This is a genomic window from Saccharopolyspora sp. NPDC000359 (assembly GCF_040300525.1).
Taxonomy (GTDB): domain Bacteria; phylum Actinomycetota; class Actinomycetes; order Mycobacteriales; family Pseudonocardiaceae; genus Saccharopolyspora.
This window is the reverse complement of record NZ_JBEPDU010000011.1, coordinates 112,702-139,215: the sequence shown is the minus strand read 5'-3', so window position 1 is coordinate 139,215 and position 26,514 is coordinate 112,702. Positions and strand designations below refer to the sequence as shown.

Genomic DNA, 26,514 nt, shown 5'->3' with positions numbered 1-26,514 from the left:
GGTGCGGGCGCCGACCTGGCCGGCGCGGGCGGGCACCCTGGCCGGTTGCCGCTCGGACAGGTAGTCCTCGACGGTGTCGGCGACCGGCGGGGCCAGCGCCACGCGCCGGTCCTTGGCGCCCTTGCCGTGCACCCGCAGAGCTGCTGGTCCCCCGCGTTCCGGGCGGTGGTAGTCGTCGAGGTTGACGCCCACGAGCTCGTTCGCGCGCACCCCGGTGCCGATGAGGACCTCGACCATCGCGCGGTCGCGCCTGCCGTGGTGGTGGCGGTCGGCGAGCAGGTAGGCGGCCAGCAGCAGCGCGCGGCAGGCCTCGAAGGACCACAGCACCGTGCGGGAGGGGGTTCCGTGGGCGCGGTTGAGGTGCTGGGCGGCGCGGTCGACCATGGCCACCGGGTTGTGCTCCACGAGTCCTTCTCGGACCAGGTACTTGCGGTAGAAGGCCGAGACCGCTGAGAGCATCCGGGCGCGCGTGGCGTCGCTGTAGCCTGCCTCGGCCAGTTCGGTGAGCCAGCGTTCGACGTGTTCCACCCGGACTTCGGCGAAGGAGGTGAAGCCGTTGCGCACGCACCACGGCATCCATTCCAGGCCCGAGGGTTGCGCGCGGCGGGCGCGGCCCCGTCGCCGGGTCGGGTCCGGCGGCTGGTAGCCGGGCACCCAGTCCAGCGGGATGCCGAGGTCGGTGGCGTAGGCCAGCCGGGTGTTCACCGACGCGTAGATGCGCAGGAACTCCGCGAACCGCTCCTGGCTGGTCTTGTCGGCCTGCCCCAGCGCGGCCACCGCCTTGCTCACCGGCTCCTCCTCCTACGTCCGCTCCTGCGGACAGGTGCTCTCGATCGCTGCTCCATGATCAACCATCCCCGCCTGCCCCTGACCGCGCGGTGCACCCACCACCCATTTCGTCACCGTGACCAAAGAATCTGGTGTCCTGAGGTTTCCCCCTCCGAGTCGTTCCGCCGCCCTCGGGGCTGGTCGTTGGTGGCACGCGCTGGGTGTGGGCAGCCCGCGGCGTTCTTCCCGGCGGCTATGGCTGCAGTGCGATCAAGCCCGCCTTGGTGGGGCGGAATCCGCAGCCGCGGTAGAACCCGTCGAGGTGATCTTCGTAGTCGACGTGCAGCCAGTGGGCTCCACCGTCTCGAGCAGCGTCGGTGGCCTCGGTGAGGAGCATGGAACCGATGCCGCGGCGCTGGTGGTGGGGATGCACTGTCGTGTCGAGGATGAAGGCGTGCACCCCGCCGTCGGTGGCCACGTTGACGTAGCCGACCAGGTCGTCCTCGTGCCATGCGGAGATCCAGGTCAGGCTGCGTGCGTGGACCTGGGCGACGTTGGCGCCGGAGTGGCTCGGCCAGGCCGCGGTGAACAGCTCGTTGAGCTGCTCATCGGTGATCGGAGCACGCCGAGCCAGGATGATGTCGGACATGGCCCCATCCTGGCATGATCATCGCAGCGGCCCGGTGCGGCTCGCAGGCCACTGCCGCCCGCGGAGGCACTCCTCCACCGCGGCGCAGTTCCCGCCGCCGACGATCGCCACTCGCACCAACGACGGCGGGGGCGGTCAGCGCGCGGAACGGGCATGGCTCTCCTCCCGCAGGTGTCCTGGACGAGCCGCTCAGAGCCGGTCCCAGACACCGAACAGTGACGGCGGGGACGGGATGTGGACGGCGTTGAGCCCGAACAGGCGCGCGGCGCGGACGATGTCGGGGTTGTCGTCGGCGAGGAGGACCTCGTCGGCGTCGCACCCGACGGCGGCCAGCAGCCGGTGGAAGTACTCGTCGGTCGGCTTGACCGCGCGCAGGTGCCAGGACGAGCCGATGACGTCGAACAGCGCCAGGTGCTCATACCGGGCGTTCTTGACCTCATCCCAGTGGGCTGCCTCGTTGTTGGCCAGCGCGAGCACCAGCTCTGGGTGCAGTGCGCGCAGCGCCCGCAGCTGTTCGAAGCAGGAGGGGTAGGCCTCGACGCGGGCGAGGTAGAGCTCGTCGGTGTGGTCGCCGTCGAAGTCCTCGCAGTCGCCTCCGGCCAGTTCCAGGCAGGTCATCAGCACCTGGTGGACGTGGGCTGCGTCGGTCTCGTAGTCGTGGTCGTGCTGGTCGAGTGCGCGCCTGAGCCGGGGCAACTGGGCGTGGTAGCGCTGCGCCAGCAACGCGAGGAAGTCTGTCTCCTCGCTGATGTTGTTGAACAGGACGCCGCCTGCGTCCACGAGCACCGAGCAGCGTGCGGCCGGCGTGGTCAGGGGTCCTGGTGTAGGGCTGGTGCACGAACAGGGGCACACCGTCGAAGCAGAACTGGTCGGGCAACGAGGCACCGAGAAAACCCCGCGTCTCGACACCGTGGCGGGTGAAGGTGTCGGCTGCCGCGCTCAGCGGTACGCGGTCGGGGATCCGCAGTGCCACGGTGAACGGTGAGCAGGAGACCGCGTCTCTGCTGGGCAGAGCGCATCCGCCCGTCATCCCAGGTGGTCCCGGTCTTGGGCTTCGACGCCAGGATCCTTCATGAGCAGGTGCGGCGCGTCAGCCGAAACAGATCTTGCGGGCGGTTTGGCGGTGTGCCGAGCGACCTGTTCATGGAACCGCCTCGCCGGACTCGCACGTGAGCTCGCTGCCGAGTGCCACGCGGCTGTCGGGTTCCTTCCCAGTGCGCTGAAGACAGGACCGCGTGCCCGCCACGTGCTGGCCGTCCGTGCCCAGACTCGGCAGGCGAAAATCCTGCCTGGACTGAGCCAGCCTCGCCTGTCTGCCTCCTGCTTTTCCCCTCCTCGCGTGGCGGGCGCACACCACCTTTTCGTCACCGTGACTAAACAGCGCAGTGTCCTGGGATCTTCAAACCGCTTCTCCTCGCGGGGGTTTCCCGCCCCTAGTTTTTCGAGGCCCACAAGAGGGCCTGCCTGGCCCGCGTCCGGCTCGGTGCCGACCCTGGTTCGAGATCCTATGCATAATCCCAGTTATTCATATGATCACTGATCAGTCTTCCGTGTCGCATGGTTTTGGTTTCGTATCTGAAAGATCATGTTAGAGTTTCAGAACTGAAACTAGGTGATCTTCGAACGTGCAGGTCGGATTAGGATTGGGGTGCCGGGGAGCGTGACGGAACAGCTCGTGGAGGCAACGCAGGAGACGCCGCAACTGGCCCCGCCCGCGCGGCGGGGCAGCCGGGAGGAGCGGCGGGCGGCGACCCTGCGCGCGTTGAGTTCTGGCGAGGAGGCGCGCTGCGCCTACTGCGATGAGCCGCTGCCTCCCCTGCCGCCGCGCGGGGGTCGTCCGACCCCGTACTGTCCGGCTGATCCGGAGCGCTATGGCCAGTGGGGCGCGAAGACCATCACGTGCGCGATGCTCGACGAGCACCGCGAGATCTGGGTGCAGACCTACGGGCCGGACCAGCCCATGACCCAGCTCGACGTGCACGCCCTCGACGAGCGCCTGGCCGCGCTGCAGTCGGTGCTCAACCCGGTCCAGCAGGAGGTCGCAGCCCTGCAGTCCCACGCCACCGGTGAGCTGGCCGCCGCACTCGCCGCACGAGAGACCGCCGAAGCCGAACGTGACCGGGCGGTGCAGGCCGCGCGCACCGCCGAGTCCGAGCGCGAGCAGGCGGTGGCCGCGGCCGAGCACGCGCGCGCAAAATCAGAGCAGGCCGGAGCCGAACGAGCAGCGGCCGAGGAGCGGGCGCGCCAGGCGGTGGCCGACCGTGATCAGGCGATCGTCGAACGCGACGAGGCCCAGCAGGCGGCCGAAACCGCCCACCACGACCGGCAACGTGCTCTGGACCAGCTGACCGATGCCCACGAGCGCCTCACCGAGTTGCACAACACGCTGGCCAGCGAACGGGCGGTCGGGCTCGAACGGCTGGACCAGCTGCGCCGCGAGGAGGAACAAGCACGTCATGCTTTGCGCACCGCTCTGCTGGAGGAGGCCGAGCAGCGGCTGCGTGCCCAAGCAGAGGAGCACGCCCAGCGGCTCCAGGACACCCAGGACTCGGCCGATCGGCGGATCGCGAAGCTCACTGATCAGCTCGCCGAAGCCACCCGCGACTACGCCACCAGCCTGGCCCCGCTGCACAGCCAACTGGAGACCGCGCGCAGTGACGCGGCCCGGCTCGCCGCGGCCGAAACCGCCGCGCGCCACCAGGCGGCGGAGCTGCGAACCGGGCTCGCCCACGCGCTGAGCACTGCCGATGACGACGCCGCGCTGCGAAAGCTCCTCCACGGCATGCTCGAAACGACACCGCAGGACCCGCAGGACAGCTAACCCGCAGCCACGGGATCCGGCCAGCGCCCCCGCCGAACCAGCCCGGTGCCGCTGCACCCATTCCCGGCTGAGGCGCATACCGGACCGATCGCCGCAGCACCGTCCGATGTGGCTGGTTGGCTCGGCACCCGGGCCCGTGCCGACCAGCGACGTCATTGCCGACCACGCGGACACCTCACCCAGCTCCACGCCTGGCCCGCCTGCACCGCACGCACTTCGCGCCGTCAGTGCCGGTCAGCGGCCCTGGTTGTGGCCGGGTTCCTCTTGCGCGGCGTCTCGGGGTGAGGTTGCGGTCGGGTGTTCGGGGGTGTGCGGTTATGGTCCGGGGGTGCAGTGCCGGGACCGGAGGTGGAGTGTGTCGGGGAACCGTCCGAGTGCGCAGGAGCTGGCCGCGGCCGAGGGGGCGAGCATCCCGGATGTCCTCTCCCCTGGCCTGCGGGTGCTGTTCTGCGGGATCAACCCCGGTTTGTGGTCGGGTGCGACCGGGCACCACTTCGCGCGTCCGGGCAACCGGTTCTGGCCCGCGTTGCACGCCTCGGGGTTCACCCCGCGGCTGCTGCAGCCGCACGAGCAGGACGAGTTGCCGGGCCTGGGGCTGGGCATCACGAACTTCGTGGCGCGGGCCAGTGCGCGGGCGGCGGATCTGTCCGACGAGGAGTTGCGGGCTGGTGGCGCGGCCCTGGCCGCGAAGGTGCGGCAGTACCAGCCGGAGTGGGTGGCGGTGGTGGGCATCACCGCCTACCGGGTGGCCTTCGGGGAGCGTCGGGCGACCGTGGGGCGCCAGGACCGGCTGATCGAGGGCGCGCAGGTGTGGGTGCTGCCCAATCCCAGTGGTCTCAACGCCCATTGGACGGCGGGGACGTTGGCCGCGGAGTTCCGCCAGTTGCGGCAGGCGGCGCTGCCGGATCGCTGCGACCACGGAACGCCCTGCTAGCAACCGCGGACCGGGCGGGTCAGAACAGGCCGGGTTCGACGCGGCCGAGTGCTTCGAGCAGGCGCAAGGCCATCGGTTTGGCGGGCACGATCTGGGCTGCTTCGAAGCGGGCGACCTCGCTGGCGGGCACCTCGGCGGCCGCGGCGAGCTGGGCCTGGGTCCAGCCCTGCTCGGTTCGCAGGAGGGTGATCAGCCGCACCAGGTCCTCGGTGTCGTGCGGGTGCTCGGTGTCCTGCTCGACCTGCGCCGGGTGCTTCCCGCCGTCTGCCACGGTCGTCCTCCTGCTCCTCGTTGCCCGTGCTGACCTGCGGGCGGCTGGCGACCACGCTACCGGCGGATCTTCGCGCCCCGGCTCCCGGCCACGGGCTGGCACGGGCGCAGCGGTGGATCCCGTGCACTGCCCGTGGTCATTCGTGCTGGTTGGGCGAGGGATCAGCGGTTCTCGCTGCACTGAATGGCTTGGCAGGTTGCGCTGAATGGCGCATTCAGCACGGGGTGTGATCGTCGGAGAGAGCTAGGGAACACGGGGGTGTGCTTTATCTGTCTGTTACCGGTAGGGTCTGATCGGCTGGTTCGGGAGGACCCCGTTCCGGTGACACTGGCCGTTAGCTCCCGCAGAGTCGATACGGATGACTATTCAAGACGACATTGCTCGACCGTGGTTCCAGCCGGTGGTCCCGTCGGCGGCGCAGCAGGCGCCGCGGCCGGATCCTGGTCCGCCGACGACTCGGATCGTCGGCCAGCTACCGTTGGACGAGGTGATCGTTCCCGCTCGACCGGCTTCCCCACCCCCGATGGCGGATGCGCCGGAGCGGGTGGAAGTCACCCAGCCCTACATCCCCGCGATCCGTGATGAGCAGCCCGAGTTCGCCAAGCGGCTCAACCCCGAGCCCCCGGCGGCCTCGCCGGTGCTCACCGGGCCGCAGCCGGCGCTCGCGCCACCGGAGCCCGAACCCGTGGACACGCCGGTGAACAAGCCGGTGGCCAAGGCCCCGGCGGCACCGGTGAAGAAGCGCAGCCTGGTGCGGCGCGTGGTGCGGCGGATCATCGGGCCGGACCTGTTGCGCAAGGACCCGCCGAAGAAGCGGCGCTGACACCGGCGTCCACAGCGGTGGCCTTGGCACTGGCGCAGACCTGCATCCTGCGCCAGTGCCAAGGCCACTGTCGTTTCCCGGCGACACCTGGCGGCCTGGTGTGCGCAGCGCGTGGGTGTCGTGGGGCGTGCGAGGATGAGGTGTGCTCACCTGCGTCGGGTTGTTGCGCGCGGTCAACCTCGGGTCCCGGGGCAGCCTGGCCATGGCTGATCTGCGCGCGGTGGTCGGCGCAGCCGGTGGCCGTTCGGTGCGGACGTACCTGCGCAGCGGCAACGTCGTGTTCACCACGGCACAGCAGGATCCGCGGGTGGTGGCGCGGGAACTTCGCGAGCTGCTGAGCGCCGAGCTGGGGTTGAACACCGCGGTCGTGGTGCGCACTGCCGCCGAGATGGCGGCGGTGGCCGGCGGGCATCCCTTCGGTGCGCGGGAGCAGGACCCGGCGAAGCTGCACGTGGCGTTCCTGGCGGGCGAACCGAGTACTGCGCAGCTGGTGGTGCCGCAGGGCTCGCCGGAGCAGGCGGTGGTGCGTGGCCGCGAGGTCTACCTGCACTACCCGGATGGCGCGGGGCGTTCGAAAGTGACCGCGGCGTACCTCCAGCAGCGCCTGGGTGTGGAGGCGACCGCCCGCAACTGGCGAACGGTGACGGCGCTGGCCGAGCTGGCGGGCACGACCGGCCCGTGATTCCGGAAGATCGCTGGCCGGTTCGGGTAGTTTGCCGCTCATGCGTTCCTGATCCATGCCCTTCCCCGCGTCCGAGGCGTGCAGCCCGGCGGGCGAACCACTGTCTTGGCTGGTCAGGCAACCGCGTTCGGTGTTCTCCCGCGCGTCCCGCTCGCCGCGCGGCCAGCGCGCCTGGTCCGGCCGGGCGAATCCACACCGAGGAGATGAACGATGATCGATCCCCGTCTTGCCGACCAGACCGTGCTGGTCACCGGAGGAGCCGGGAACGTGGGGGCGGCCATCAGCCGCGCGTTCGCCGCTCAGGGGCGCGCGTGGCGGTGCACTACCTCGCGCGGGACCGGCCGGCACCTGATCGGGTCGAGTGGACCCACCTCACGCCGCCCCGGGACGCGGCGGAGGAGTTGGCCGCGGAGTTGGGCAACGGGTCCTTCGCCGTCAGCGCGGACCTGGCCGAGCCGGGCGCGGCGCAGCGGCTGGCGCAGGAGGTGGCCGCCCGGGCTGGCGGGATCAACGTGCTGGTCAACAACGCCGCGCACTGCGAGTCGCCGGATTCGGTGGAGTCGTTGACCGCGGAGTCGCTGGAGCGGCACTACCGGGTCAACGCCGTGGCTCCGGCGGTGCCGGCGGTGCTGATCGCCGAGGTGGCGCGGTTGCGCCGCGGGCGGGACCCGTTGTCGGTGGTCAACATCACCACGGATGCGGCGCGGGCGTTTCCCGGGCAGACCGGCTACGGCACGTCCAAGGCGGCGTTGGAGGCGGTGCCCCGGTCGACCGCGTTGGACCTGGCGGCGCGGGGCATCCGGGTCAACGCGGTGGCGCCGGGGCCGGTCCAGACGGGGTGGATCGGTGCGGACGTGCTGGAGGAGGTGACCGGGATCGTGCCGATGGGGCGGGTTGGTGAGCCCGAGGACGTCGCCGATGCCGTGGTGTTCCTGGCTTCCCACCAGGCGCGCTGGATCACCGGGCAGGTGCTGCAGGTCGCCGGGGGCCACGCGTTGTGAGGTGCGGGCGCGGTCCGGTGCCGTGGCTGGGCCGCGCCCGCGCGGTTTGGCGTGTTCGGTCGCGTGTGGACGGTGGCGGGTTCAGTCTTGGCGCCAGTGAGCTCTGCTCGCGGTGGGTCGGCGGGTCATGCCGGTCGGGTGGGCCGGTGGTAGGTCAGGCCGTTGATGGTCTGGCCGCTGGGGGTGGTTTGCGGGGTGGGGCCGTCGACGAGGTGGAATCCCGCGCGGTCGAGGGTGCGCTGGGAGGCGGTGTTGTCCTGGTCGGTGCGCGCGCGCAGGGTGGTGATCCCCTGGCTGGCGGCCCAGGTGGCGACGAGGCTGAGGGCGCGTTGGGTGGCGCCCAGGCCGCGGGCGTGCGGGGCCAGCCAGAAGCCGACTTCGGCGGTGTCGTGCTGGATGTCGAACAGAGTGATCGAGCCGAGGAAGCGGTCGTCGGGGGTGTGGGCGATGGCCAGCACCGCCAGTTCGCCGCTGCGTAGGCCCGCGGCGATGACACCGCGGATCTGCTCGCGCACCAGGTGCGGGGTGTAGTGCGGGCTGGGCAGGTGGGCGAAGCGGCGCACGGCGGCGTCGGTGGTGGCGGTGGCGAAGTCCTCGGCGTCGTGGTCGGCGAGGTGGCGGACGGTGATCACACCGTCGGTCGGTGCGGGTTCGGGCAGCTGCAGGACCACGAGTGCCTCCGGTACGTTGTGCGGGTTACTGGAACATTGTTCTAGTAGTGGTGCACTGTACTGGCGGTGAGGTGGCAGTGGTGGAGAGTGTGTGGTTCCGGGCGCCGCGCCCGGCGCGGGAGGCTCCGCTGACGCGGGCGCGGATCGTGTCCGAGGCGGTGGCGCTGCTGGATGCCGAAGGGGCCGAGAGGTTGACGATGCGGCGGTTGGCCGAACGGCTGGGCTCCGGCGTGACGACCCTGTACTGGCACGTGCGGACCAAGGACGACGTGCTGGACCTGGCGCTGGACGAGGTGTTCGGTGAGCTCGACCGCTGTCCGGCCCCGCCCGGGTGGCGTGCGGGGCTGGTGCGGTTGCTCAGCGACTGGCGGGCGGTGTTGCTGCGGCACCCGTGGTCGGCGCTGCTGCTGGGCAGGCGGCCGCTGCTGGGTCCGCACGCGCTGGCCTGCACCGAGCGGCTGCAGGCGTTGCTGGTGGCCGCGGGGTTGCGCGGCCCGGAGCTGATGGCCTCCTCCTACGCGCTGTCGAACTACGTCACCGGGTGCGTGGTCAATCAGGTCGGCTGGCGCACGCAGGACGAGCCCGCGGCGCGGCGGGCCGCCGATGAGCACCTGCGCGCCCATGCCGAGCACTACCCCACCCTGGCTGAGCACCTGGACGTGCTCGACGCGGACTGGGACGGCAGCTTCGCGCGCGGCCTGGGCTACCTGCTCGACGGGATCACGGCCCGCCTGGGATCTTCGGCGGCCGGTGCCGACACCCTGGCACTCGAGTGAACGGCGGGCGAAAGGGGTTGTGCCAGCCTGCTTCCCGGCTTCTCACCGTTGGGCTTCGCGCCTCGCCAACCAGCTTCTCCCGGGTCCCGATGGCCTGGGGAAGGTGGGAGTCACGCATCACCTCCCGGAAAAAGGGTGTTCTGTGATGGTGGCGAAACGCGCCCATCAAACCAAGTCCTGCGCTCCCCCGGTCACGCGGCGTCCGTGGCTGGTGCTGGCGATCATGTGCACCGGCTTCTTCATGTCGTTGCTCGACGGATCGATCGTCAACGTCGCCGTTCCTGCGCTGATCCACGACCTCGGCGCCTCCTACGACCACGTGCTGTGGGTGGTCGACGGCTACCTGCTGATCTTCTCGGTGCTGCTGATCACCACCGGCCGCCTGGGAGATGCCTTCGGGTACCGGCGGCTGTACGTGGTCGGTGTCGGCGTGTTCACCGCGGCTTCGGCGTGGTGCGCGCTGGCTGGTTCACCGGACCAGCTGCTGGTGGCCCGGCTGGTGCAGGGGTTGGGTGGGGCGCTGCTGTTCCCGCAGGTGATCTCGGCGATCCTGACGGTCTTCCCACCTGCTCTGCGGGGCCGCGCGTTCGGGATGTTCGGTGCGATCGTGGGTTTGGCCCCGATCATCGGCCCGGTCGCTGGTGGTGTGCTGCTCGACCACCTCGGCTGGCGCTGGATCTTCGTCCTCAACGTCCCAGTCGGCCTGGCCACCGTCGTGCTGGCGCTGCGGTGTGTCCCGCCGATGCGCTCGGGCCGTCGGCACCGGCTCGACCTGGTCGGCGTCGCACTGTCCACCACTGGGCTCGGCGCCATCACCTTCGGGCTGATCGAGGGGCAGCGCTACGACTGGGGCACCATCGCCGGGCCGGTGAGCACCACCTCGGTCATCACTGCGGGTGTGCTGCTGCTGGTGGTGTTCGTCGCGGTTCAGCACCGGCGAGGTGCTGAGCCGCTGATGCCGTTGGCCCTGTTCGGCGCGCGCAACTTCGCGGTGGGCGGCGGGGTCGGGTTCGTCTTCCAGCTCGGCATGATCGGCATCATGTTCGTGCTGGTGCTGTATTTGCAGCTGGCCCGCGGGTACTCGGCGCTGCAGACCGGGCTGGTGGTGCTGCCCAGCGCGGTGCTGACCGCGGCCAGTTCCACGTGGGCCGGGCGGCTTTCGGACCGCTTCGGCGGCAAGTACGTGCTGATGGCGGGGTTGGGCGGGTTGGTGCTCGGGCTGCTGGTGGCCATGACCGGGCCGAGGAGCAGCGCGTGGGACCTGGTGCCCGGTCTGGTTCTCATCGGTCTGGCCAGTGGCGCCACCTTCGCCCCGTTGCAGCAGGCCACCATGGACGGTGTCGATCCTCGACTTGCCGGGGCGGCTTCTGGGGTCTCCAGCACCATCCGACAGGTCGGTGGTGTGGTCGGGACGGCGGCGCTGGGTGCGCTGCTGTCGGTCCGCCTGTCCGCGGCGGCGCGCAGCGAGGCCGCGGAGCGGGCCGGTGGGCTGCTCGAGGACCTGCGCGCCCGGTTTGTCGCCGACAGCACCGCCGCCGCACGGCACTACAGTCCTCCCGCCTCGCCCAGTGGCCTGGACCCGGTGGTGACCGGCCGGTACGAGCAGCTGGCCGCTGATGCGTTCGCCACCGGCTTCGCCCACGCGGTGCGGGCGGTTCTCGTGGCGGCGGCTGCCCTGCTGTGCGTGGGGTTGCGCCCGGGCACCGGGCCCGCACCGCAGGCGCGTTGACCTGGTGGCGGTGGTCGCGGCCTGGTCGCGGCCACCGCCGGTGGAGGTCTCAGTGGTCGGCGCGGGCGTGCCAGCGGCCGTCGGTGCGGGTGATGCGCACCGGGTGGTTGAAGCACTTGCTGATGTGGTCGGTGGTAATGACTTCCTCGGCTGGCCCGGCGGCCAGGCAGTGGCCCTCGCGCAGCAGCATGGCGTGGGTGGTGCTGGCCGGTAGTTCCTCCAGGTGGTGGGTCACCAGCACGGTGGCCAGCTCGGGGTGTTCGGCGCGCAGGGTGTCCAGGCTGGTCAGCAGTTGTTCGCGGGCGGCCAGGTCCAGCCCGGTGGCGGGTTCGTCCAGCAGCAGCAATCGGGGCACCGGCATCAGGGCGCGGGCGATGAGGGTGCGGCCGCGCTGCCCCTGGGAGAGGGTGCCCCAGCGGGCCTGGCTCTTCTCGCTCATGCCGAGCAGGCTGAGCAGCCGGTCGGCGTGGGCCTGCTGGCGCGGGGTGGGCTGCCAGCGCGGGACGAGCTCGGTGGTGTTGGTGGCGCCGGTGAGCACGACCTCGCGCACCCGCAGCGGGCTGGTCAGCGGGTGGCGGGGATTGACGTGGCCGACGTGGGAGCGCAGTTGCCGCATGTCGACCCGGCCCAGCTGGTGGCCCAGGACCCGCACGCTGCCGCGGGTGGGGTGCTGGACCGCGCCGAGCAGGTTGAGCAGCGTGGTCTTGCCCGCGCCGTTGGCGCCCAGCAGTGCCCAGTGCTGGCCGCGGTGGACCTGCAGGGAGACCGAGCTCAGCAGGTGGTTGCCGTCGCGGACGACGTCGACGTCGTCGACCTGCAGGACGGGGCCGGTGTCGGCGGGGTGGGCGTCTACCAACGCGGGTGCCTTCCGGGGTGCGCTGCGGGGATGACGCGCGAGGCGGTGGTGCGGGATCGCCGTGGGCAGCGCAGCGCGTCCGGATGAGGGCGGTGATCCCACCCTATCGCAGCGGGTCGCGGCGGCTCTCGCGATGTGGGTTGGTTTGCCGGGGTGCGGGCCGCGCTGACTACGCTGGCCGCAACAACAGTGCCCGCACGTTCGTCATCGAGGACTTCATGCCGCCACCTTCCGCGCACCCCGGCTCGCCGACGCTGGCCGACAGCGTGCGACTGGCCGAGGACGGGGTGCACATCCTGGACCGCAGGGTGTTTCCCTTCGAGCACCACTGGGTGCACGCCCGCACCGTCGACGAGGTCGCCGTGGCGATCGAGGACATGGTGACCCAGTCCTCGGGCCCGTACTTCGCGGTGTTGTGGGGCATGGTGCTGGCGGCCCGGGAGACCGCGGGCGCTGACCCGGATGCGGCGCGCAAGCACCTGCAGGCCGCGGGTGAGCGGCTCATCTCCACCCGCCCCACCAACGACCAGCCGCGCAAGGCCGTCCAGTGGGTCCTGTCGGCGGTGGCCGGGGCCGAGGACGTGGCCGCCGCGGCACTGGCCGGGGCGCGGGCCGGGGACGCCGACTACCGGCGCCGCAGCCAGGAGATGGGCCGGGCCGGGGCGCGGCTGCTGCCGCAGGACGCGCGGGTGCTCACCCACTGCTGGGGCGATCTGTACCTGGTGGGTCTGGTGGAGGCGCTGCTGGAGTCGGGCAAGCGGTTCTCGTTCGTGTGCACCGAGACCCGCCCGTACCTGCAGGGCGCGCGGTTGACCGCGCACACGCTGGCCGAGATGGGGGTGGAGACCACCCTGGTCACCGATGCGATGCCGGCGTCGCTGATGCGCGCCGGGGAGATCGACGCGCTGGTGACCGCCAGCGACCGGGTCACCATGGACGGGCACGTGATCAACAAGGTGGGGACGTTGCAGCACGCGGTGGCCGCGCGGACCTTCGGGGTCCCGTTCCACGCGTTGTGCCACGCCCCGGACCCGCGTTCGGCGACCGGAGCGGATGTGCCGATCGAGTACCGCGACGGCGCGGAGGTGCTGCGCACGCTGGGGCGGCGCAGCGCCACGGACCTGGTGCGCGGGCTGTACCCGGCGTTCGACGTGACCGAGCCGCGGTTCGTGACCACGGTGGTGACCGATCGCGGGGCGTTCGCGCCGGATGAGCTGGCGGCGGGCTACTTCGGGGAGGAGTCGCGGTGAGCGTGCAGGTCGGGGCCCGCTGGGTCGTGCTGGACATCGAGGGGACGATGACGGCCACCAGCCAGGTGCACGTGGTGCTCTACGACTACGCGCGGCCCCGGTTGGGGCCGTGGATCGACGAGCACGGCCAGGATCCGGTGGTGGCGGAGGCCGTGGCGCAGGTCAAGGCCGAGGCGGGGCTCGATGCCCAGGCCGGGACCGCTGCGGTGGTGGCGGTGCTGCACTCCTGGATGGACGCCGACCGCAAGGCCACGCCATTGAAGACGTTGCAGGGCCTGATCTGGTCGCAGGGCTTTGCCCGGGGCGAGCTGACCACCGAGCTGTTCTCCGACGTGGTCCCGGCGCTGCGGGACTGGCGCGGTCGGGGTGCGCGGTTGGCGGTGTTCTCCTCGGGGTCGGTGGCCGCGCAGGTCGCGTCGTTCTCGCACACCACTTCCGGGGATCTGCGGGAGTTCTTCGCTGGTCACTTCGACACGGTCAACGCCGGGCCGAAGCGGGAGCGGGCCTCCTACGAGGCGATCGCCGAGCAGCTGGGTGCCGAGGCGGGGCAGGTCGTGTTCTTCTCCGACGTGCCCGCCGAGCTGGATGCGGCCGCAGCGGCGGGGTGGCGGACCGTGGGGGTGGCGCGGGCCGGGGAGCCCTTCGCCGAGGCCGATTTCGGTGCGCACCCGGTGGTGTCGGGTTTCGACGAGGTGGAGCTTGGGGTGATCGCGTGAGCGGCGAACTGGAGCGGGCCGGGGCGGCGTTGGCCGCGGAGTCGGCGCGGATGGCCGGGTTGGGCTGGATGCGCGGCACCTCGGGCAACCTGTCGGTGACGCTCGGGCGTGATCCGCTGCGGTTGGCGGTGACCGCCAGCGGCCTGGACAAGGGTGAGCTGGGCGCTTCGGACGTGGTGGTGGTCGACGAGGTGGGGGCCGCGGTGCCCGATCAGCCGCGCCCGGACCAGCGGCCCTCGGCCGAGGCCGGGTTGCACGCGCGGATCGCGACGGTGGCCGGTGCGGGTGCGGTGGTGCACGTGCACATGCTCTCGGCGGTGGTGGCCGGGCAGCGCTGGCCGGGTGGTGTGGTGCTGCGGGACCTGGAGATGCTCAAGGGCCTGGGGCGCCGCGACGACGATGTGGTGACGGTGCCGGTGGTGCCCAACAGCCAGGACATGCGGGTGCTGGGTGATGCCTTCGAGGCGAGCTTCGACGCCGCGACACCGGCGGTGGTGGTGGCCCGCCACGGGCTGTACGTGTGGGGGCGGGACCTGGTGCAGGCCCGGCACCGCACGGAGTGCTTGGACTGGTTGTTCCAGTTCACCTTGGCCGCGAACGGATTTCAGGAGGTTGTGGCATGACGTTGCTGACCGTGTGGCCGGACACCGGTCCCGCCACGGTGGAGCTGCGCACCGAGGAGCCCGAGCGGATCGCCGAGGCCCTCAAGCGGTTCGGGGTGCGCTTCGAGCGCTGGGAGCTCAAGGAGCTGCCGGCGCAGGCGAGTTCGGAGCAGGTGCTGGAGGCCTACCGCGCGGAGGTCGACCGGGTCATCGACGCCGAGGGCTACATCAAGGTCGACGCGGCGGTGATGGCGCCGCGCGACGACGACCCGCAGTGGGCCGAGCAGGCCAGGGCGGCGCGGGAGAAGTTCCTGTCCGAGCACACCCACGACGATGACGAGGACCGGTTCTTCGCCCGTGGTGCGGGGGTGTTCTACCTGCACCTGGAGGACAAGGTGTACGCGGTGCTGTGCGAGGCCGGTGATCTGCTGAGCGTGCCGGCCAACACCACGCACTGGTTCGACATGGGCACCCGCCCGGATTTCGTGGCGATCCGGTTCTTCCACGACGAGGACGGCTGGGTGGGCGAGTTCTGCGACACCGACACCGCCGAGCGGTTCCCGTCCTTCGACGAGCTGATGGCCTCGCGCTGAGCTGAGTGGGGCGCAGGCGCCGGGTGCGGATTCTGTTCCGCGCCCGGCGTTTGTGCTTGTGCGCCGCAGGTGGGGACGGCGCTTGCCGGGTTGGGCAGGTCAGCTGTTGCCGAAACCAGGGTCGAATGCGCACCGCAGCAGGTCGCGACTTGCTGCTGTCCTCCGTTGCGGTGTTGCTCAGCCCTCGAGCCTGGTGCGGGCGGGGCCGCGGGTGAGGTGGTGGGCGAGGCCGTCGAGGTGGCGTTGCAGGCCGAACTCGAAGAGCTGGTCGAGTTCGAGGGTGATGTCGCTGGTGGCGGTGGCGGCCAGCCGCGGGAAGCGGCCGCTGGCCAGCAGGGTGTGGAGTTCGGCGCGGTCGGTGTCCTGGCGCTGGCGGGTGGTCAGGCCGGTTTCGCGGGTGTACTCGCGTTCCATGGCGCGGCTCATGGCCATGCCGCCGACGTAACCGTTGAGGGTGACGGCGATGTGCAGGGCGGTGCGCCGGGGCAGGGCGAGGCTGTCGAGTGCGGCCAGCTGCCATTCGAGGTGGGCCATGCCGGTGGGCAGCAGGGGTGGTTCGGCCAGCGAGGTCAGGGCGATGGGGGCCAGCCAGGGGTGGCGCTGGTAGGTGGCCCAGTGCTGGCGGGCGAGCTTCTCCAGGCTCCGGTGCCAGCTGCGGCGGCTGGGTTCGGGCAGCGGGGTTTCGGCGAGGGCGGCGTCGGCCATCAGCCGCAGGAGCTCGTCCTTGTCGGGCACGTGCCGGTACAGCGACATGGTGCCGGCCCCGAGTTCGGCGGCCACGCGGCGCATCGACACCGCGGCGCGTCCTTCGGCGTCGGCGATGGTGATGGCGGCGTGCACGATGCGCCGCTGGTCGATGTGGGTGTCGGTGGTGCGGGTGGTGCGGCGGCGGGGCGCGCGGTTGGTGACGACGGTGCCGGCGCCGGTGACGGGGTGGACGAGCCCTTCGCGGCGCAGGGCGGCGAGGGCTTTGGTGGCGGTGGCCATGGCCACGCCCCACTCCTCGGTGATCTGGCGGGTGGAGGGGACGCGGTCGCCGGGGCGCAGGCGGCCGGTGTCGATGCGGGCGCGGATGTCGGCGGCGATGCGCAGGTAGGGCGGTGGTGCTTCGGCTGCCATCACGTCCCCCGGGATGGTTGCACTAGTGCGGGCGTGCCGGAAAGCGTAGCGCACCACCGAGAACACCAGCACGCACTAGTGCAGAACGAACTCGGTACCACAGATTCCCTTCTGTTCCTGCGATTTCCGCAGCGTGCTCAATACGGTGTACGCAGTTGGTGCGGCGTACGCGAGGAGGTTCGTGGTGAGCACGGTGGTGCGACCGGCGGGGCGGTCGCTGGTGCGGTGGTGGCGGCGGCCGTGGGTGGGTCCGCTGGCGGTGGTGGCGGTGCTGTTCGTGGCGTACTCGCTGCCGCCGTACCTGACGTTGGACCCGGCGTTGTCGCGGGTGCAGGTCCCGGCCGGGGGCGCGGTGCACTACCCGCTGCTGATCGGGCACGTGCTGTTCGGGACCGTGGCGATCCTGAGCTGCTGCTTACAGGTGTGGCCAGCCTTCCGCGCGCGGTACCCGCGGGCCCACCGCCGGATCGGGCGGGCGTACGTGTTCGCCGGGGTGCTCCCGGCCTCGGTGCTGGCGGTGGCCGTGGCGGTGTTCGCGCCGTTCGGGATGGTGGCCGTGGCCAGCAACGTGCTGCTGGGCGCGCTGTGGTTCGGCTGCACGGTGGCGGGGTGGCGCGCGGCGCGGCAACGCCGGTTCGCCGATCACCGCCGGTGGATGGTCCGCTCGTTCGTGCTGACGATCTCGACGGTGACCAACCGGCTGTGGACCCCGGTGTGGGCGAGCGTGCTGGCGCCGCAGCTGCCGACGACCTTCGGTGGCGACGAGGCCTTCTTCGCCGCCACCGTGGCCGGGTTGACGACGTGGACGGGGTGGGTGCTGCCGCTGCTGCTGTGCCAGTGGTGGCTGGACCGGCGCCGCACCCCCGCCGCGGCGAGGTGAAACACCCGTGGTGCCGCTGACGCCCTGGTGGTCGCCAGCGGCACCACGGGCGCTCAGGCCAGGTGGTTCTCCAGGGCGTCGGCGCCGGCCACCGCCCCGCCGCAGGAGCGGATGACCTCACGCATCCGCTCCAGGTTGGCGCGGATGCCGGTGTCGGCGGCGACCTCGTCGACGGCGGCGCGCAGCTGCTCGGCGGTGAGGGCGGCCGGGTCCAGGCGGCGGCCGAGGCCGAGTTCCTCGACGCGGCCGGCGTTGATGGCCTGTTCGGTCATCTGCGGCACCGCCACCAGCGGCACCCCGGCGTGCAGCGATTCCATGGTGGAGTTCATGCCGGTGTGGGAGACGAAGGCGCTGGCGTGGCGCAGCACCGCGGGCTGCGGGAAGCTCGCGCGCACGTCGAAGTTGCCCGGGACCGCCCCGAGGTCGGCCAGGTCCACGTCTGGCCCGGTGGACATCGCGACCTGCCAGGGGCTGTCGGCGAAGGCGGCCAGGCACAGCCGGTAGAAGGCGGGGCGGTCGTTGAACGCGGTGCCCAGGGCGATGTAGAGCAGCGGGGCGTGCGGGTCGCGGGGCTGCCAGGGCTGCTGGTCGCGCTCACCCAGCAGCGGGCCGATGAAGTGGTAGCGCTCGTCGAAGGTCTCCCCCGCGGGCTGGAACTCGCGCGGCAGGAACACCAGGTTCAGGTCCCCGGAATCGGGCTGGAACGGCATCATCGGCCGCACCCCGAGCGCGGTGGCGACTTCGCTGATCCGGGCGTGCATCTCCACGAAGAGCTCGGCGGCGGATTCCTGGTTGCCACCGGCCCCGGACTCGCGCAGCGAGAATTGCTCGTTGGAGGCCATGCTGGGCATCAGCACGATCGCGGGCAGGCCCAGTTCCTCGGCGAGCATGCGCCCGTGCGGGGCCATCATGTCGGCGCAGACCGCATCCGGCGGGTCGTCCTGGAAGTGCTCGCGCAGCAGCGGGTAGCTGGCGCGCAGGTCGTCGCAGACGAAGTCCACCATCCTTTTCACGTGTTGTGGGCTCATCTGGTCGCCGCGGCCGAGCTTGGGCACCTCGGTGGGCAGTTCGACCAGGTCGGCGCCGGTGTCCAGCACGGCGGGGGCCATCTTGCGGCCCACCGCGTAGCTGACCCGGTGGCCGCGGCGCAGCAGTTCACCCACCAGCGGCAGGGTGGGGTTGACGTGTCCGGCGGCGGGCACGTTGACGAAGGCGAAATGCTTCTTCATGTTTCCTCGGGACAATTCCTCGGTGGCGTGATCGACAATTCCCAGTATCCGGATGAGCACGCGCCGTCGCATGTGTTGTTGATCATCCCCACGGCGGGGTGAAAAGGACCTTCGGTCGGTTGACGCGTCGCCGCCTTCGGGCGTTCACGGCCTCGCCGTGATTCCAAGAATCCTCTTTGCCACGTTTGGGGTGGAATGGTTTTCAGGGTGCGGTGAGAATGCGCGGTCCCCCGGTGGTGATGGCCACGGTGTGGCCGACGTGGGCGGCGCGGCTGCCGTCGCCGGTGCGTACCGTCCAGCCGTCGTCGTCGGTGCGGGTGGCGTCGGCACCCCCGGCCAGCAGCACCGGTTCGACCGTCAGCACCAGACCAGGGCGCAGCGGCACGCCCTGGCCGGGGCGGCCGTCGTTGGGCACCGGCGGTGCCTCGTGCAGGGCGCGGCCGATGCCGTGCCCGCCCAGCCCACTGGGCAGGCCGCATCCCGCGCTGCGCGCGAGCACGCCGATGGCGCGGGAGAGGTCGCCGAGGCGTGCCCCGGGCTGGGCGGCGGCGATGCCATCGGCCAGGGCTTGCTCGGCTGCCTCCACCAGGGCGGTGTCAGCGGGCTGGGCGGTGCCGACCGGGAAGGTGGTCGCGGCGGCGGCGACCCAGCCGTGGACCGCGGCGGCGCAGTCGAGGCCGAGCAGGTCACCGTCGGACAGGCGGGTGCGGTCCGGGATGCCGTGGACGAGGGCGTCGTTGACCGAGGTGGCGATCGCGCCGGGGAACGGCGTGGGCGCCCAGCGGGGGTGGTGTCCCAGCAGCACCGGCCGGGCACCGGCCTCGGCGAGGGTGGCGCGGGCGAGTTCGTCGAGCTCGCGCAGCGTGGTGCCGACCTGGGCGTGCTCGCGCACGACGCGCAGGGTGCGGGCGGCGGCGCGACCGGCTTGGCGCAGGGCGTCGATCTCGGTGGCGGTCTTGAGCTCGATCACGGGGTGGCTCCAGCAACACTGACACTGGCCCAATAACTATACCGATATTAGTATCACGGTCATGGTGCGTGAACCGCTCACCGAGCACGAGCTGCGCCGGGGCGAGCTGCTGGGCCAGGCCCTGCGGGAGGCGCGCGGCGAGCGCAGCATGGTCGAGATCGCCGCCACCGCGGGGATCTCCACCGAGACGCTGCGCAAGATCGAGAAGGGCCGGATCCCCACCCCGGCGTTCTTCACGGTCGCCGCACTGGCCGACGCGGTGGGCCTGTCCCTCGACGAACTGCGCCGCGCCGCCGCCACGCACCGGCAACCACCCGACCAGCAACGCATCTCCGCATAGCCAGCCCACCCACCGCGCCCGGCGGCTGAGCTGGCTCCAGCGCGAGCCAGGCGCCCCTCCCGCTGATGCCACGCAGCTCGCCCACGAGCCCCAGGTGGCGTCAACGACACCCCCAACCCTCTCCTCAGCACCATCGCCGCACCACCTGGGCGGAACTAGCTTGCCGGGCATGACAACAGAAATCACCGCGCCACCGAGGTGGCAGCGGGTGGTGGCACGCCGTCCGCTGACCGCGTTCTTCACGCTGGCCTACGCCATCAGCTGGCTGGCCTGGACGCCCTACGTGCTCGGCGCCAACGGGCTCGGCGTGCTGCCGCTGCACTTCCCCCAGCTGGCGGGCAGCACGCAGCTGGCCGGGATCCTGCCCGGCGCCTACCTGGGACCGCTGGCCGCGGCCTGCCTGGTCACCTACCTCACCGAAGGCCGCGCTGGCCTGCGGGCGTGGCGACGCCGCCTGCTGACCTGGCGCCTGGGCGCCCGCTGGTACGCGCTGGTGCTGGTGGTGTTCCCCGCGGTCATCCTGGCCGGGATGCTGGTGCTCCCGGGCGCGCTGCAGGCGCTGACCCCGCCCACGGCCGGACTGCTGACCACCTACCTGCTCATGCTGGTGCTGCAGGTGCTGACCTCAGGACTCGCCGAGGAGCCGGGGTGGCGGGACTTCGCGCTGGTGCGCTACCAGCAGCGGCACGGGCCCCTGCTGGGCACGCTGATCCTCGGGCCGCTGTGGGCAGGATGGCACCTGCCACTGTTCCTGACCGAGTGGGCCGGTCAACCGGTCACAGTGGCCTTCCTGGTCAGGTTCCTGCTGCTGGCGGTGGCGCTGAGCACCGTCATCACCTGGGTGTTCAACCGGACCCGGCAGGGCCTGCTGCTGATCATCCTGCTGCACGCCGGCTTCAACAGCGCCTCGGCGGTGCTGGTAACAGCGATGTTCCCCGGTTTCGTGCGCAGCTGGGGACCAGTACTGGCCTGCACCGCCCTGGCACTGGTGATCGTGGCGGCCACCCGGGGCCAGCTTGGCTACCACCAACACCGCGCGCAGAGGTGAGATCACGCTCTGCTGTGGACTGTCCACAAAGCCCGTCGTGAGCGCGTAACAGTGTTCCAGCACCGTTTCGCGCTCACGACCCCGGCGGTCGGGCTGTGACGCCTCGTGGTCACGCGTGCCTTTCCCGCTCACGGCAGGACTTTTCGCCACCACCGAGGTGGAGATCACATTCGGCCCCGAGCAGCGGTGTGCGCACCGGGAACAGCGGCGGCGGGGGCGCTCCGGTTTGCCCGGCGGACACGGAATCGTGACGAATTCGCTACGATTCGCCCCGCCGGTCGGGGACAACACGGCACCAACGCGAGAAGGAGACATCCGTTGCCAGCCGAGACCCCCGCACCGCTGCGCCGCTGGTGGTGGCGCACCCCGCTGGCCATCAGGCTGCTGCCCGCCACCGCGCTACTGGCCGCCACCGCCGCCACGGGCATCAGCGCCCTGCCCACCTCCGCGAGCCCCGAACTCGCCCACCCCGCACCCCTGCCCGCGGCTCCCCCACCGCCCGCACCACCAGTCCCGACCACCACGCCGACACCCACCACGACCACCACCCAGCCAGGACCCACCACGCCCCCAACCACAACCACCCGCACCACCACGACAACCACAACCACAACTACGCAGCGGCCCACACCCCCGCCGCCACGCCCCCGACCCAACCACCACCAGGAGCAACCCACCCCCACCCCGACCACCACCCGCACCTCCGACGACCACGACGACGACGAGGACTGGGTGCCAGTGGTCACCGAGAAAGAGCACTGCTCCCACGAAGGCGACGTCGCCCGCACCCCCAGCGGCGCGGCGGCCCGCTGCGAACGCGACGACGACGGCGAGCTGAGGTGGACCACGCGATGGTGAACCCCGACACCGACCGCACCAGCGCCCTGCACATCCTCGAGAACGGGCCCTACGCGCCACGATGCCCCATCGGGCACGGACCGCTGACCACCACAGCCGACCAGCAGGCCCCCACCGGGGTCGCGCTGAGCTGCCCGACCTGCGGACACCGCCGCGACACCGAGGTCTCGATGCTCAACACCCTGCTCAACCCCGGAACCGCCCGCTTCGACACACCCCTGCGCACCGACCCCACCCCGCCCCCGCGACCCGCAGCGCCAAGCCCCAAGCTCAACCCAGCCGAGGTCACCACGGAGATCGCCGCCATCCACACCGACGCGCGCGAACCACTGGGCAAGACCGCACCGCAGGACACCACCCGCGACAACCTCGACGCCGACGACTTCGACTTCCCCGACGAACTGCCCCCACCACCACGCGGTCAACGACCCGACGGCACCATCCGCACCACCGGCTGGCTGCAACTGGGCCGCCACCCCATCAGCTCCGGCGTGTGGGCCGCACTGGCCGGCGCCGCCTCCGGCTTCGCACTCATCGACCTCGCCACCTGGCTACCGGCAGCCCTACCCGCGCTGACCTGCACCGCCTGGTACGCCACCACCCGGTGGCTGCGCCCCACCTCCCCCGCGGTCAACCGCGAACGCGTCCGCGCCGACGAACTGCTGCCCGGCGACCCCATCCGCCTGCACGGCCCCATCGGCCCAGTCGGCATCGTCGAACAAGTCACCCCCGACACCCAGCAGCACGTCCGCATCCGCTTCACCGGCGGCACCCACCAGACCCTGCCCGCCGACACCCGCTGCCACGTCGTGCACCTGCGCGCCTGACCCTCAGACCGCCGAACCCCCGGTCGAACCACCCACCACCGCATCCGAAGCAGCCGACCCCTCCGGCGGCAGCAACGCCGACACATCCCCACCGGTGTCGTTGACCTTCACCACGAACGGCCGCGTCTCGGTGTAGCGCACCACGCTCACCGAACACGGATCCACCACGATCCGCTGGAACGCATCCAGGTGCATCCCCAGCGCATCGGCCAACACCGCCTTGATCACATCACCGTGCGTGCAGGCCAACCACACCTCATCAGCCCCCAACCCCCGGTCATGCGCCCGCACCGCGGCCACCGCCCGCGCCTGCACCTGCGCCAAGCCCTCACCACCCGGGAACACCGCCGCCGACGGGTGCTGCTGCACCACCCGCCACAACGGCTCCTGGGTCAACTCGCTGATCTTGCGGCCGGTCCACTCCCCGTAATCCACCTCGGCCAAATCCGGCTCCACCACCGGCGACAAGCCCCGCTCAGCCACCAACCCGGCCACGGTCTGCTGGCAGCGCTGCAACGGCGAAACCACCACCTCCCGCAGCGGCACCCCCGCCAACCGCCCCGCCAACCCCGCGGCCTGCCCCACACCGGTCTCGTCCAACCCCACACCGGCCGACCGGCCCGCCAGGATCCCCGAACCGTTGGCCGATGAACGCGCATGCCGCACCAAGACAAGAGTCGCCACGCCCGCCGAGGGTAGGCCACCCCGGAACGAACGCGGCCCGCACCCACCGGGCACGGACCGCGATCCACCGAAAACCACCGCTCAGGGCTGCATGACCCCGAAACCCAACAGCCCGAACACCACCAACCCCAGCACGATCCGGTACCACACGAACAGGTACACGCTGTGCCGCTGCACGAACCGCAACAACCACGCGATCACCGCGTACCCCACCAACCCCGCCACCACCGTGGCCACCACCATCTGCGCCGCCGACGGCTGCAGACCATGCGAGGACGCCTCGAACACGTGCGGGATCTCCGACAACCCCGCCGCGAACACCGCCGGAATCGCCAGCAGGAACGAGAACCGCACCGCCGTCGGCCGGTCCAGGCCCAACGTCAACCCCGCCGTGATCGTGCCACCCGACCGCGACACCCCCGGCACCAGCGCCAACGACTGCGCCAACCCCATCACCACACCATCGCGCAACTGCAACCGGTCCTGACCCCGCCGCTGCCGCCCGAACCGCTCAGCCAACCCCATCAGCACACCGAACACGATCAACATCGCCCCGGTGATCCACAAGCTCCGCAACGACGAGCGGATGTAGTCCTGGAACAACAACCCCAGCACCCCGATCGGGATGCTGCCCACGACCACGTACCACGCCAACCGGTAGTCCTGCGTCCGCCGCACCCCAGCGTCGACCAACCCGCGGAACCACACCGCCACCAACCGCACGATGTCCTTGGCGAAGAAGACCACCACCGCCAACTCCGTGCCGATCTGCGTCACCGCGGTGAACGACGCACCCGCATCCGCACCGAAGAACAACTCCGACACGATCCGCAGGTGCCCGGACGACGAGATCGGCAGGAACTCGGTCAACCCCTGGACCACGGCCAACACCATGGCCTGCAACCACGACAACGAAACCCACTCCAGAACACAGTCACCGACGACCCCGGAACACACCCCCACAGCAGGGCAACCGGGAAGAGCGCCCCAAATCTTGCAGCATCCCCCACCTCACCCGAACGCCACCCCACCCCCCAGGCCAGCGACCACCCGACCACCCACCGCAACAACCACCCCTGTGATCCAGCACACCCCACCGCAGACCCGCCGCCCCAACCTCACCGACCAACACCCCCGCACCGAATACCCTCCCCACCGTGGAACACCGACAACTCGGCCGCAGCGGCCTCCGCGTCTCCCGCCTCGCCCTCGGCACCATGACCTGGGGACTCGACACCGACGCCGACCAAGCCGCCGAACAACTGTCGACCTTCCACGACGCCGGCGGCACCCTCGTCGACACCGCCGACGTCTACCAGGACGGTCACGCCGAAACCATCCTCGGCGACCTGCTCACCCACCACATCCCCCGCGACGAAATCGTCCTGGCCACCACCGCCGCCGCCCGCCGCAAACCCGGCCCCTTCGGCGGCGGCGCCTCCCGCGGCTCCCTGCTCGCCGCCCTCGACGACTCCCTGCGCCGCCTGCAAACCGACCACATCGACCTCTGGCAACTCCACGCCTGGGACCCCGCCGTCCCCCTCGACGAAACCCTCGCCGCCCTCGACACCGCCACCACCACCGGCCGCGTCCGCTACGCCGGCACCGCCAACTACGCCGGCTGGCAACTGGCCACCGCCGCCACCCACCAACGCGCCCACCCCACCCGCACCCCACTCATCTCCACCCAGCACGAGTACTCCCTGCTCGACCGCACCCCCGAACGCGAAGTCATCCCCGCAGCCCACCACCACGGAATCGGCCTGCTCGCCTGGGCACCCCTGGGCCGCGGCGTCCTCACCGGCAAGTACCGCAACGCCACCCCCGCCGACTCCCGCGGCGCCGGCCCCCTGGCCAGCTACGTCGAACACCACCGCACCGAACGCGCCGCCCGCATCGTGCACGCCGTGCTCACCGCCGCCGAAGGACTCGGCACCCCACCCGCCCACGTCGCCCTCGCCTGGGTCCGCGACCGCCCCGGCGTCACCGCCCCCGTCCTCGGCACCCGCACCACCAGCCAGCTCCGAACCGCCCTCGCATCCGAAGACCTCACCCTCCCACCCGCCATCCGCGCCGCCCTCGACGACATCAGCGCACCCACCGACACCCCACCCCAACCCTGACCACACCACACCCCCCAACCGGCCATCAGGGATGCTGGAACCAACAACCACCCGCCACCCGCGGGCCAGCACCACCAAGGAGGGCCTCGTTGCGCCGTCTGGTCATCCCGTGCCTGATCGCCACCCTGCTCACCAGCTGCGCGACCGACAAACCCAACGACCCCCTCCAGGTCACCGACACCCTCACCGCCGCCACCCCAGCCACCTCACCCCCCACCAGCACCACACCCGCCGGAACCACCCACCCCGCACCACCCACCCAGCACACCGCCTACGACCCCACCACCCACACCCTCGTGCTGGCCAGCGGACCCACCCTCACCCTCACCAACACCACCACCGGCGCCCAGCAGACCACCACCCTGCCCAGCGCCCCCGCCACCCTCCAACTCACCCACAGCGGCCAACTCCTCACCGCCCTGCCCGACACCAACGAGATCGCCCGCACCGACCTGCGCACCGCCCACACCACGACCACCCCCGTGCCCGGCGGACCAGTCCACGCCGTCGACCTCGACACCGAACGCACCGCCGTCGCCCTGCGCACCCCACCCACCGTCACCATCCTGCGCAACGGCACCCCCACCGCCACCGCCGACAACTTCCAAGGCCCCGCCCAGCTCCTGCCCACCCCCCAGGACCTCTACGTCCTCGACCGCCTCACCACCGCCCTGACCCCCATCAACCCCACCACCGGCGACAAAGGCGCAGGCCTGCGCGCCGGGAAGGGTGCCACCAACGCCGTCCAGGACCGCTACGGACGCATCCTCACCATCGACACCCGAGGCCAGGAACTCCTCGCCTTTAGCACCGACCCCCTGGTAATGAAGCAGCGCTACCCCGTCCCCGGCGCCCCCTACGGCCTCGCCTACGACCCCACCCGCGACCTAGCCTGGGTCACACTGACCGCGACCAACGAAATCGTCGGCTACGACATCGCCGGCGGTGAACCACGCGAACGCCACCGGCTGCCCACCATCACCCAACCCAACAGCGTCGCAGTCGACCCAGACACCGGAACGCTCTACATCGCCTCCGCCAACGGCGCCGGATACCAGGTGGTGACACCATGACCCCACCCGCAGGAGGGACCAACACCGACCCCGACTGGGAGTACCGCCCGCTGCGCCTCCCACCAGGGATCACCCGCCTGAGCGCAGCGACCCAGCTCAGCATCCACGCCGAGTTCTCCGGCTGGGAACTCTCCCGCGTCCTGCTCTACTCCGACGGCACCCGCCAGGTCTGGCTCCGCCGCAAGCGCAGCACCCCGGGCATCCCCGAACTGCTCACCTGA

The 26,514-nt window shown here is 71.3% G+C and carries 30 protein-coding genes; 19 read left to right on the top strand and 11 right to left on the bottom strand.

Annotated features, from left to right (window positions below; genetic code table 11):
- From ABT324_RS10370 to ABT324_RS10360, 3 genes are all read right to left on the bottom strand, one after another.
- Positions 1–789, bottom strand: a 789-nt coding sequence (locus tag ABT324_RS10370; RefSeq protein ID WP_351174687.1) for a tyrosine-type recombinase/integrase, incomplete at its 3' end; no start/stop codon positions are given.
- Positions 790–1,021: 232 nt separating this feature from the next.
- The gene (locus ABT324_RS10365) at positions 1,022–1,417 is read right to left on the bottom strand and encodes a GNAT family N-acetyltransferase (RefSeq protein ID WP_351174685.1); all 396 of its coding nucleotides are present in this window, start codon (positions 1,415–1,417) and stop codon (positions 1,022–1,024) included.
- A 189-nt stretch (positions 1,418–1,606) separates the two neighbouring features.
- The gene (locus ABT324_RS10360) at positions 1,607–2,203 is read right to left on the bottom strand and encodes an HAD family hydrolase (RefSeq protein ID WP_351174683.1); all 597 of its coding nucleotides are present in this window, start codon (positions 2,201–2,203) and stop codon (positions 1,607–1,609) included.
- Between the two features lie 874 nt (positions 2,204–3,077).
- On the opposite strand from ABT324_RS10360, the gene ABT324_RS10355 reads away from it, so the two are divergent.
- Positions 3,078–4,238, top strand: coding sequence for a coiled-coil domain-containing protein (locus tag ABT324_RS10355; protein ID WP_351174681.1), 1,161 nt, complete (start codon positions 3,078–3,080; stop codon positions 4,236–4,238).
- 355 nt (positions 4,239–4,593) lie between these two features.
- Positions 4,594–5,172, top strand: coding sequence for a G/U mismatch-specific DNA glycosylase (gene mug / locus ABT324_RS10350; protein WP_351174679.1), 579 nt, complete (start codon positions 4,594–4,596; stop codon positions 5,170–5,172).
- A 19-nt stretch (positions 5,173–5,191) separates the two neighbouring features.
- Here mug and ABT324_RS10345 read toward each other — a convergent pair whose 3' ends face one another.
- On the bottom strand, positions 5,192–5,443 hold the full coding sequence (locus tag ABT324_RS10345; protein WP_351174677.1) for a helix-turn-helix domain-containing protein: 252 nt from the start codon (positions 5,441–5,443) through the stop codon (positions 5,192–5,194).
- A gap of 358 nt (positions 5,444–5,801) precedes the next feature.
- Between ABT324_RS10345 and ABT324_RS10340 the strand changes: the two genes are divergently transcribed.
- The 3 genes from ABT324_RS10340 (at position 5,802) to ABT324_RS10330 (ending at position 7,949) form a co-directional block, all read left to right on the top strand.
- The gene (locus ABT324_RS10340; protein ID WP_351174675.1) at positions 5,802–6,266 is read left to right on the top strand and encodes a hypothetical protein; all 465 of its coding nucleotides are present in this window, start codon (positions 5,802–5,804) and stop codon (positions 6,264–6,266) included.
- Between the two features lie 142 nt (positions 6,267–6,408).
- A complete protein-coding gene (locus ABT324_RS10335; protein ID WP_351174673.1) occupies positions 6,409–6,948 on the top strand; it encodes a DUF1697 domain-containing protein in 540 nt (179 codons plus the stop codon).
- A gap of 311 nt (positions 6,949–7,259) precedes the next feature.
- The gene (locus ABT324_RS10330) at positions 7,260–7,949 is read left to right on the top strand and encodes an SDR family NAD(P)-dependent oxidoreductase (RefSeq protein ID WP_351174671.1); all 690 of its coding nucleotides are present in this window, start codon (positions 7,260–7,262) and stop codon (positions 7,947–7,949) included.
- Between the two features lie 125 nt (positions 7,950–8,074).
- On the opposite strand, the gene ABT324_RS10325 is transcribed toward ABT324_RS10330, so the two are convergent.
- A complete protein-coding gene (locus ABT324_RS10325; protein WP_351174669.1) occupies positions 8,075–8,620 on the bottom strand; it encodes a GNAT family N-acetyltransferase in 546 nt (181 codons plus the stop codon).
- 80 nt (positions 8,621–8,700) lie between these two features.
- Here ABT324_RS10325 and ABT324_RS10320 point away from each other — a divergent pair, with 80 nt between their 5' ends.
- Both ABT324_RS10320 and ABT324_RS10315 read left to right on the top strand, forming a co-directional pair.
- Positions 8,701–9,396, top strand: a complete 696-nt coding sequence (locus tag ABT324_RS10320) for a TetR/AcrR family transcriptional regulator (protein ID WP_351174667.1) — start codon at positions 8,701–8,703, stop codon at positions 9,394–9,396.
- A gap of 145 nt (positions 9,397–9,541) precedes the next feature.
- On the top strand, positions 9,542–11,125 hold the full coding sequence (locus tag ABT324_RS10315; protein WP_351174665.1) for a DHA2 family efflux MFS transporter permease subunit: 1,584 nt from the start codon (positions 9,542–9,544) through the stop codon (positions 11,123–11,125).
- 49 nt (positions 11,126–11,174) lie between these two features.
- On the opposite strand, the gene ABT324_RS10310 is transcribed toward ABT324_RS10315, so the two are convergent.
- The gene (locus tag ABT324_RS10310; protein WP_351174663.1) at positions 11,175–11,981 is read right to left on the bottom strand and encodes an ABC transporter ATP-binding protein; all 807 of its coding nucleotides are present in this window, start codon (positions 11,979–11,981) and stop codon (positions 11,175–11,177) included.
- 218 nt (positions 11,982–12,199) lie between these two features.
- Between ABT324_RS10310 and ABT324_RS10305 the strand changes: the two genes are divergently transcribed.
- Genes ABT324_RS10305 through ABT324_RS10290 form a run of 4 tightly spaced genes read left to right on the top strand, consistent with a single transcriptional unit; the run spans position 12,200 to position 15,142 of the window.
- Positions 12,200–13,231, top strand: a complete 1,032-nt coding sequence (locus ABT324_RS10305; RefSeq protein ID WP_351174661.1) for a s-methyl-5-thioribose-1-phosphate isomerase — start codon at positions 12,200–12,202, stop codon at positions 13,229–13,231.
- A complete protein-coding gene (gene mtnC, locus ABT324_RS10300) occupies positions 13,228–13,947 on the top strand; it encodes an acireductone synthase (protein ID WP_351174659.1) in 720 nt (239 codons plus the stop codon). Before ABT324_RS10305 ends, mtnC begins: the two co-directional genes overlap by 4 nt.
- The gene (gene mtnB, locus ABT324_RS10295) at positions 13,944–14,570 is read left to right on the top strand and encodes a methylthioribulose 1-phosphate dehydratase (protein WP_351174657.1); all 627 of its coding nucleotides are present in this window, start codon (positions 13,944–13,946) and stop codon (positions 14,568–14,570) included. Before mtnC ends, mtnB begins: the two co-directional genes overlap by 4 nt.
- On the top strand, positions 14,567–15,142 hold the full coding sequence (locus ABT324_RS10290; RefSeq protein WP_351174655.1) for a 1,2-dihydroxy-3-keto-5-methylthiopentene dioxygenase: 576 nt from the start codon (positions 14,567–14,569) through the stop codon (positions 15,140–15,142). Before mtnB ends, ABT324_RS10290 begins: the two co-directional genes overlap by 4 nt.
- A 177-nt stretch (positions 15,143–15,319) precedes the next feature.
- Here the strand turns inward: ABT324_RS10290 and ABT324_RS10285 are convergent, their stop codons facing one another.
- Complete coding sequence (locus tag ABT324_RS10285) at positions 15,320–16,261, bottom strand: TetR/AcrR family transcriptional regulator C-terminal domain-containing protein (protein WP_351174653.1); 942 nt, start codon at positions 16,259–16,261, stop codon at positions 15,320–15,322.
- Between the two features lie 184 nt (positions 16,262–16,445).
- On the opposite strand from ABT324_RS10285, the gene ABT324_RS10280 reads away from it, so the two are divergent.
- Positions 16,446–17,141, top strand: coding sequence for a DUF2306 domain-containing protein (locus ABT324_RS10280; RefSeq protein WP_351174651.1), 696 nt, complete (start codon positions 16,446–16,448; stop codon positions 17,139–17,141).
- 53 nt (positions 17,142–17,194) lie between these two features.
- Here the strand turns inward: ABT324_RS10280 and ABT324_RS10275 are convergent, their stop codons facing one another.
- Both ABT324_RS10275 and map read right to left on the bottom strand, forming a co-directional pair.
- Positions 17,195–18,370 carry a macrolide family glycosyltransferase gene (locus ABT324_RS10275; protein WP_351174649.1) on the bottom strand — a complete coding sequence of 392 codons (1,176 nt, stop codon included), beginning with the start codon at positions 18,368–18,370 and terminating at the stop codon, positions 17,195–17,197.
- A 202-nt stretch (positions 18,371–18,572) separates the two neighbouring features.
- Positions 18,573–19,340: a type I methionyl aminopeptidase gene (map, locus tag ABT324_RS10270; RefSeq protein WP_351174647.1), complete on the bottom strand. Its 768-nt coding sequence runs from the start codon at positions 19,338–19,340 to the stop codon at positions 18,573–18,575.
- Between the two features lie 61 nt (positions 19,341–19,401).
- Between map and ABT324_RS10265 the strand changes: the two genes are divergently transcribed.
- The 4 genes from ABT324_RS10265 (at position 19,402) to ABT324_RS10250 (ending at position 22,413) form a co-directional block, all read left to right on the top strand.
- Positions 19,402–19,680, top strand: coding sequence for a helix-turn-helix domain-containing protein (locus ABT324_RS10265; RefSeq protein ID WP_351174645.1), 279 nt, complete (start codon positions 19,402–19,404; stop codon positions 19,678–19,680).
- Between the two features lie 169 nt (positions 19,681–19,849).
- Positions 19,850–20,728, top strand: coding sequence for a CPBP family intramembrane glutamic endopeptidase (locus ABT324_RS10260; protein WP_351174643.1), 879 nt, complete (start codon positions 19,850–19,852; stop codon positions 20,726–20,728).
- 318 nt (positions 20,729–21,046) lie between these two features.
- Positions 21,047–21,586 (top strand): hypothetical protein, encoded by a 540-nt coding sequence (locus tag ABT324_RS10255; protein ID WP_351174641.1) that lies wholly within the window; start codon positions 21,047–21,049, stop codon positions 21,584–21,586.
- Positions 21,580–22,413: a hypothetical protein gene (locus tag ABT324_RS10250; protein ID WP_351174639.1), complete on the top strand. Its 834-nt coding sequence runs from the start codon at positions 21,580–21,582 to the stop codon at positions 22,411–22,413. Before ABT324_RS10255 ends, ABT324_RS10250 begins: the two co-directional genes overlap by 7 nt.
- 3 nt (positions 22,414–22,416) lie before the next feature.
- On the opposite strand, the gene ABT324_RS10245 is transcribed toward ABT324_RS10250, so the two are convergent.
- Entirely contained in the window at positions 22,417–23,097 is a 681-nt protein-coding gene (locus tag ABT324_RS10245) for a histidine phosphatase family protein (RefSeq protein ID WP_351174637.1), read from the bottom strand.
- A gap of 81 nt (positions 23,098–23,178) precedes the next feature.
- On the bottom strand, positions 23,179–24,009 hold the full coding sequence (locus ABT324_RS10240) for an undecaprenyl-diphosphate phosphatase (protein WP_351174635.1): 831 nt from the start codon (positions 24,007–24,009) through the stop codon (positions 23,179–23,181).
- 245 nt (positions 24,010–24,254) lie between these two features.
- Between ABT324_RS10240 and ABT324_RS10235 the strand changes: the two genes are divergently transcribed.
- From ABT324_RS10235 to ABT324_RS10225, 3 genes are all read left to right on the top strand, one after another.
- Positions 24,255–25,220, top strand: a complete 966-nt coding sequence (locus ABT324_RS10235) for an aldo/keto reductase (RefSeq protein ID WP_351174633.1) — start codon at positions 24,255–24,257, stop codon at positions 25,218–25,220.
- A gap of 89 nt (positions 25,221–25,309) precedes the next feature.
- Positions 25,310–26,293 (top strand): YncE family protein, encoded by a 984-nt coding sequence (locus ABT324_RS10230; protein WP_351174631.1) that lies wholly within the window; start codon positions 25,310–25,312, stop codon positions 26,291–26,293.
- Positions 26,290–26,514 carry a DUF5703 family protein gene (locus ABT324_RS10225; RefSeq protein WP_351174629.1) on the top strand — a complete coding sequence of 75 codons (225 nt, stop codon included), beginning with the start codon at positions 26,290–26,292 and terminating at the stop codon, positions 26,512–26,514. Before ABT324_RS10230 ends, ABT324_RS10225 begins: the two co-directional genes overlap by 4 nt.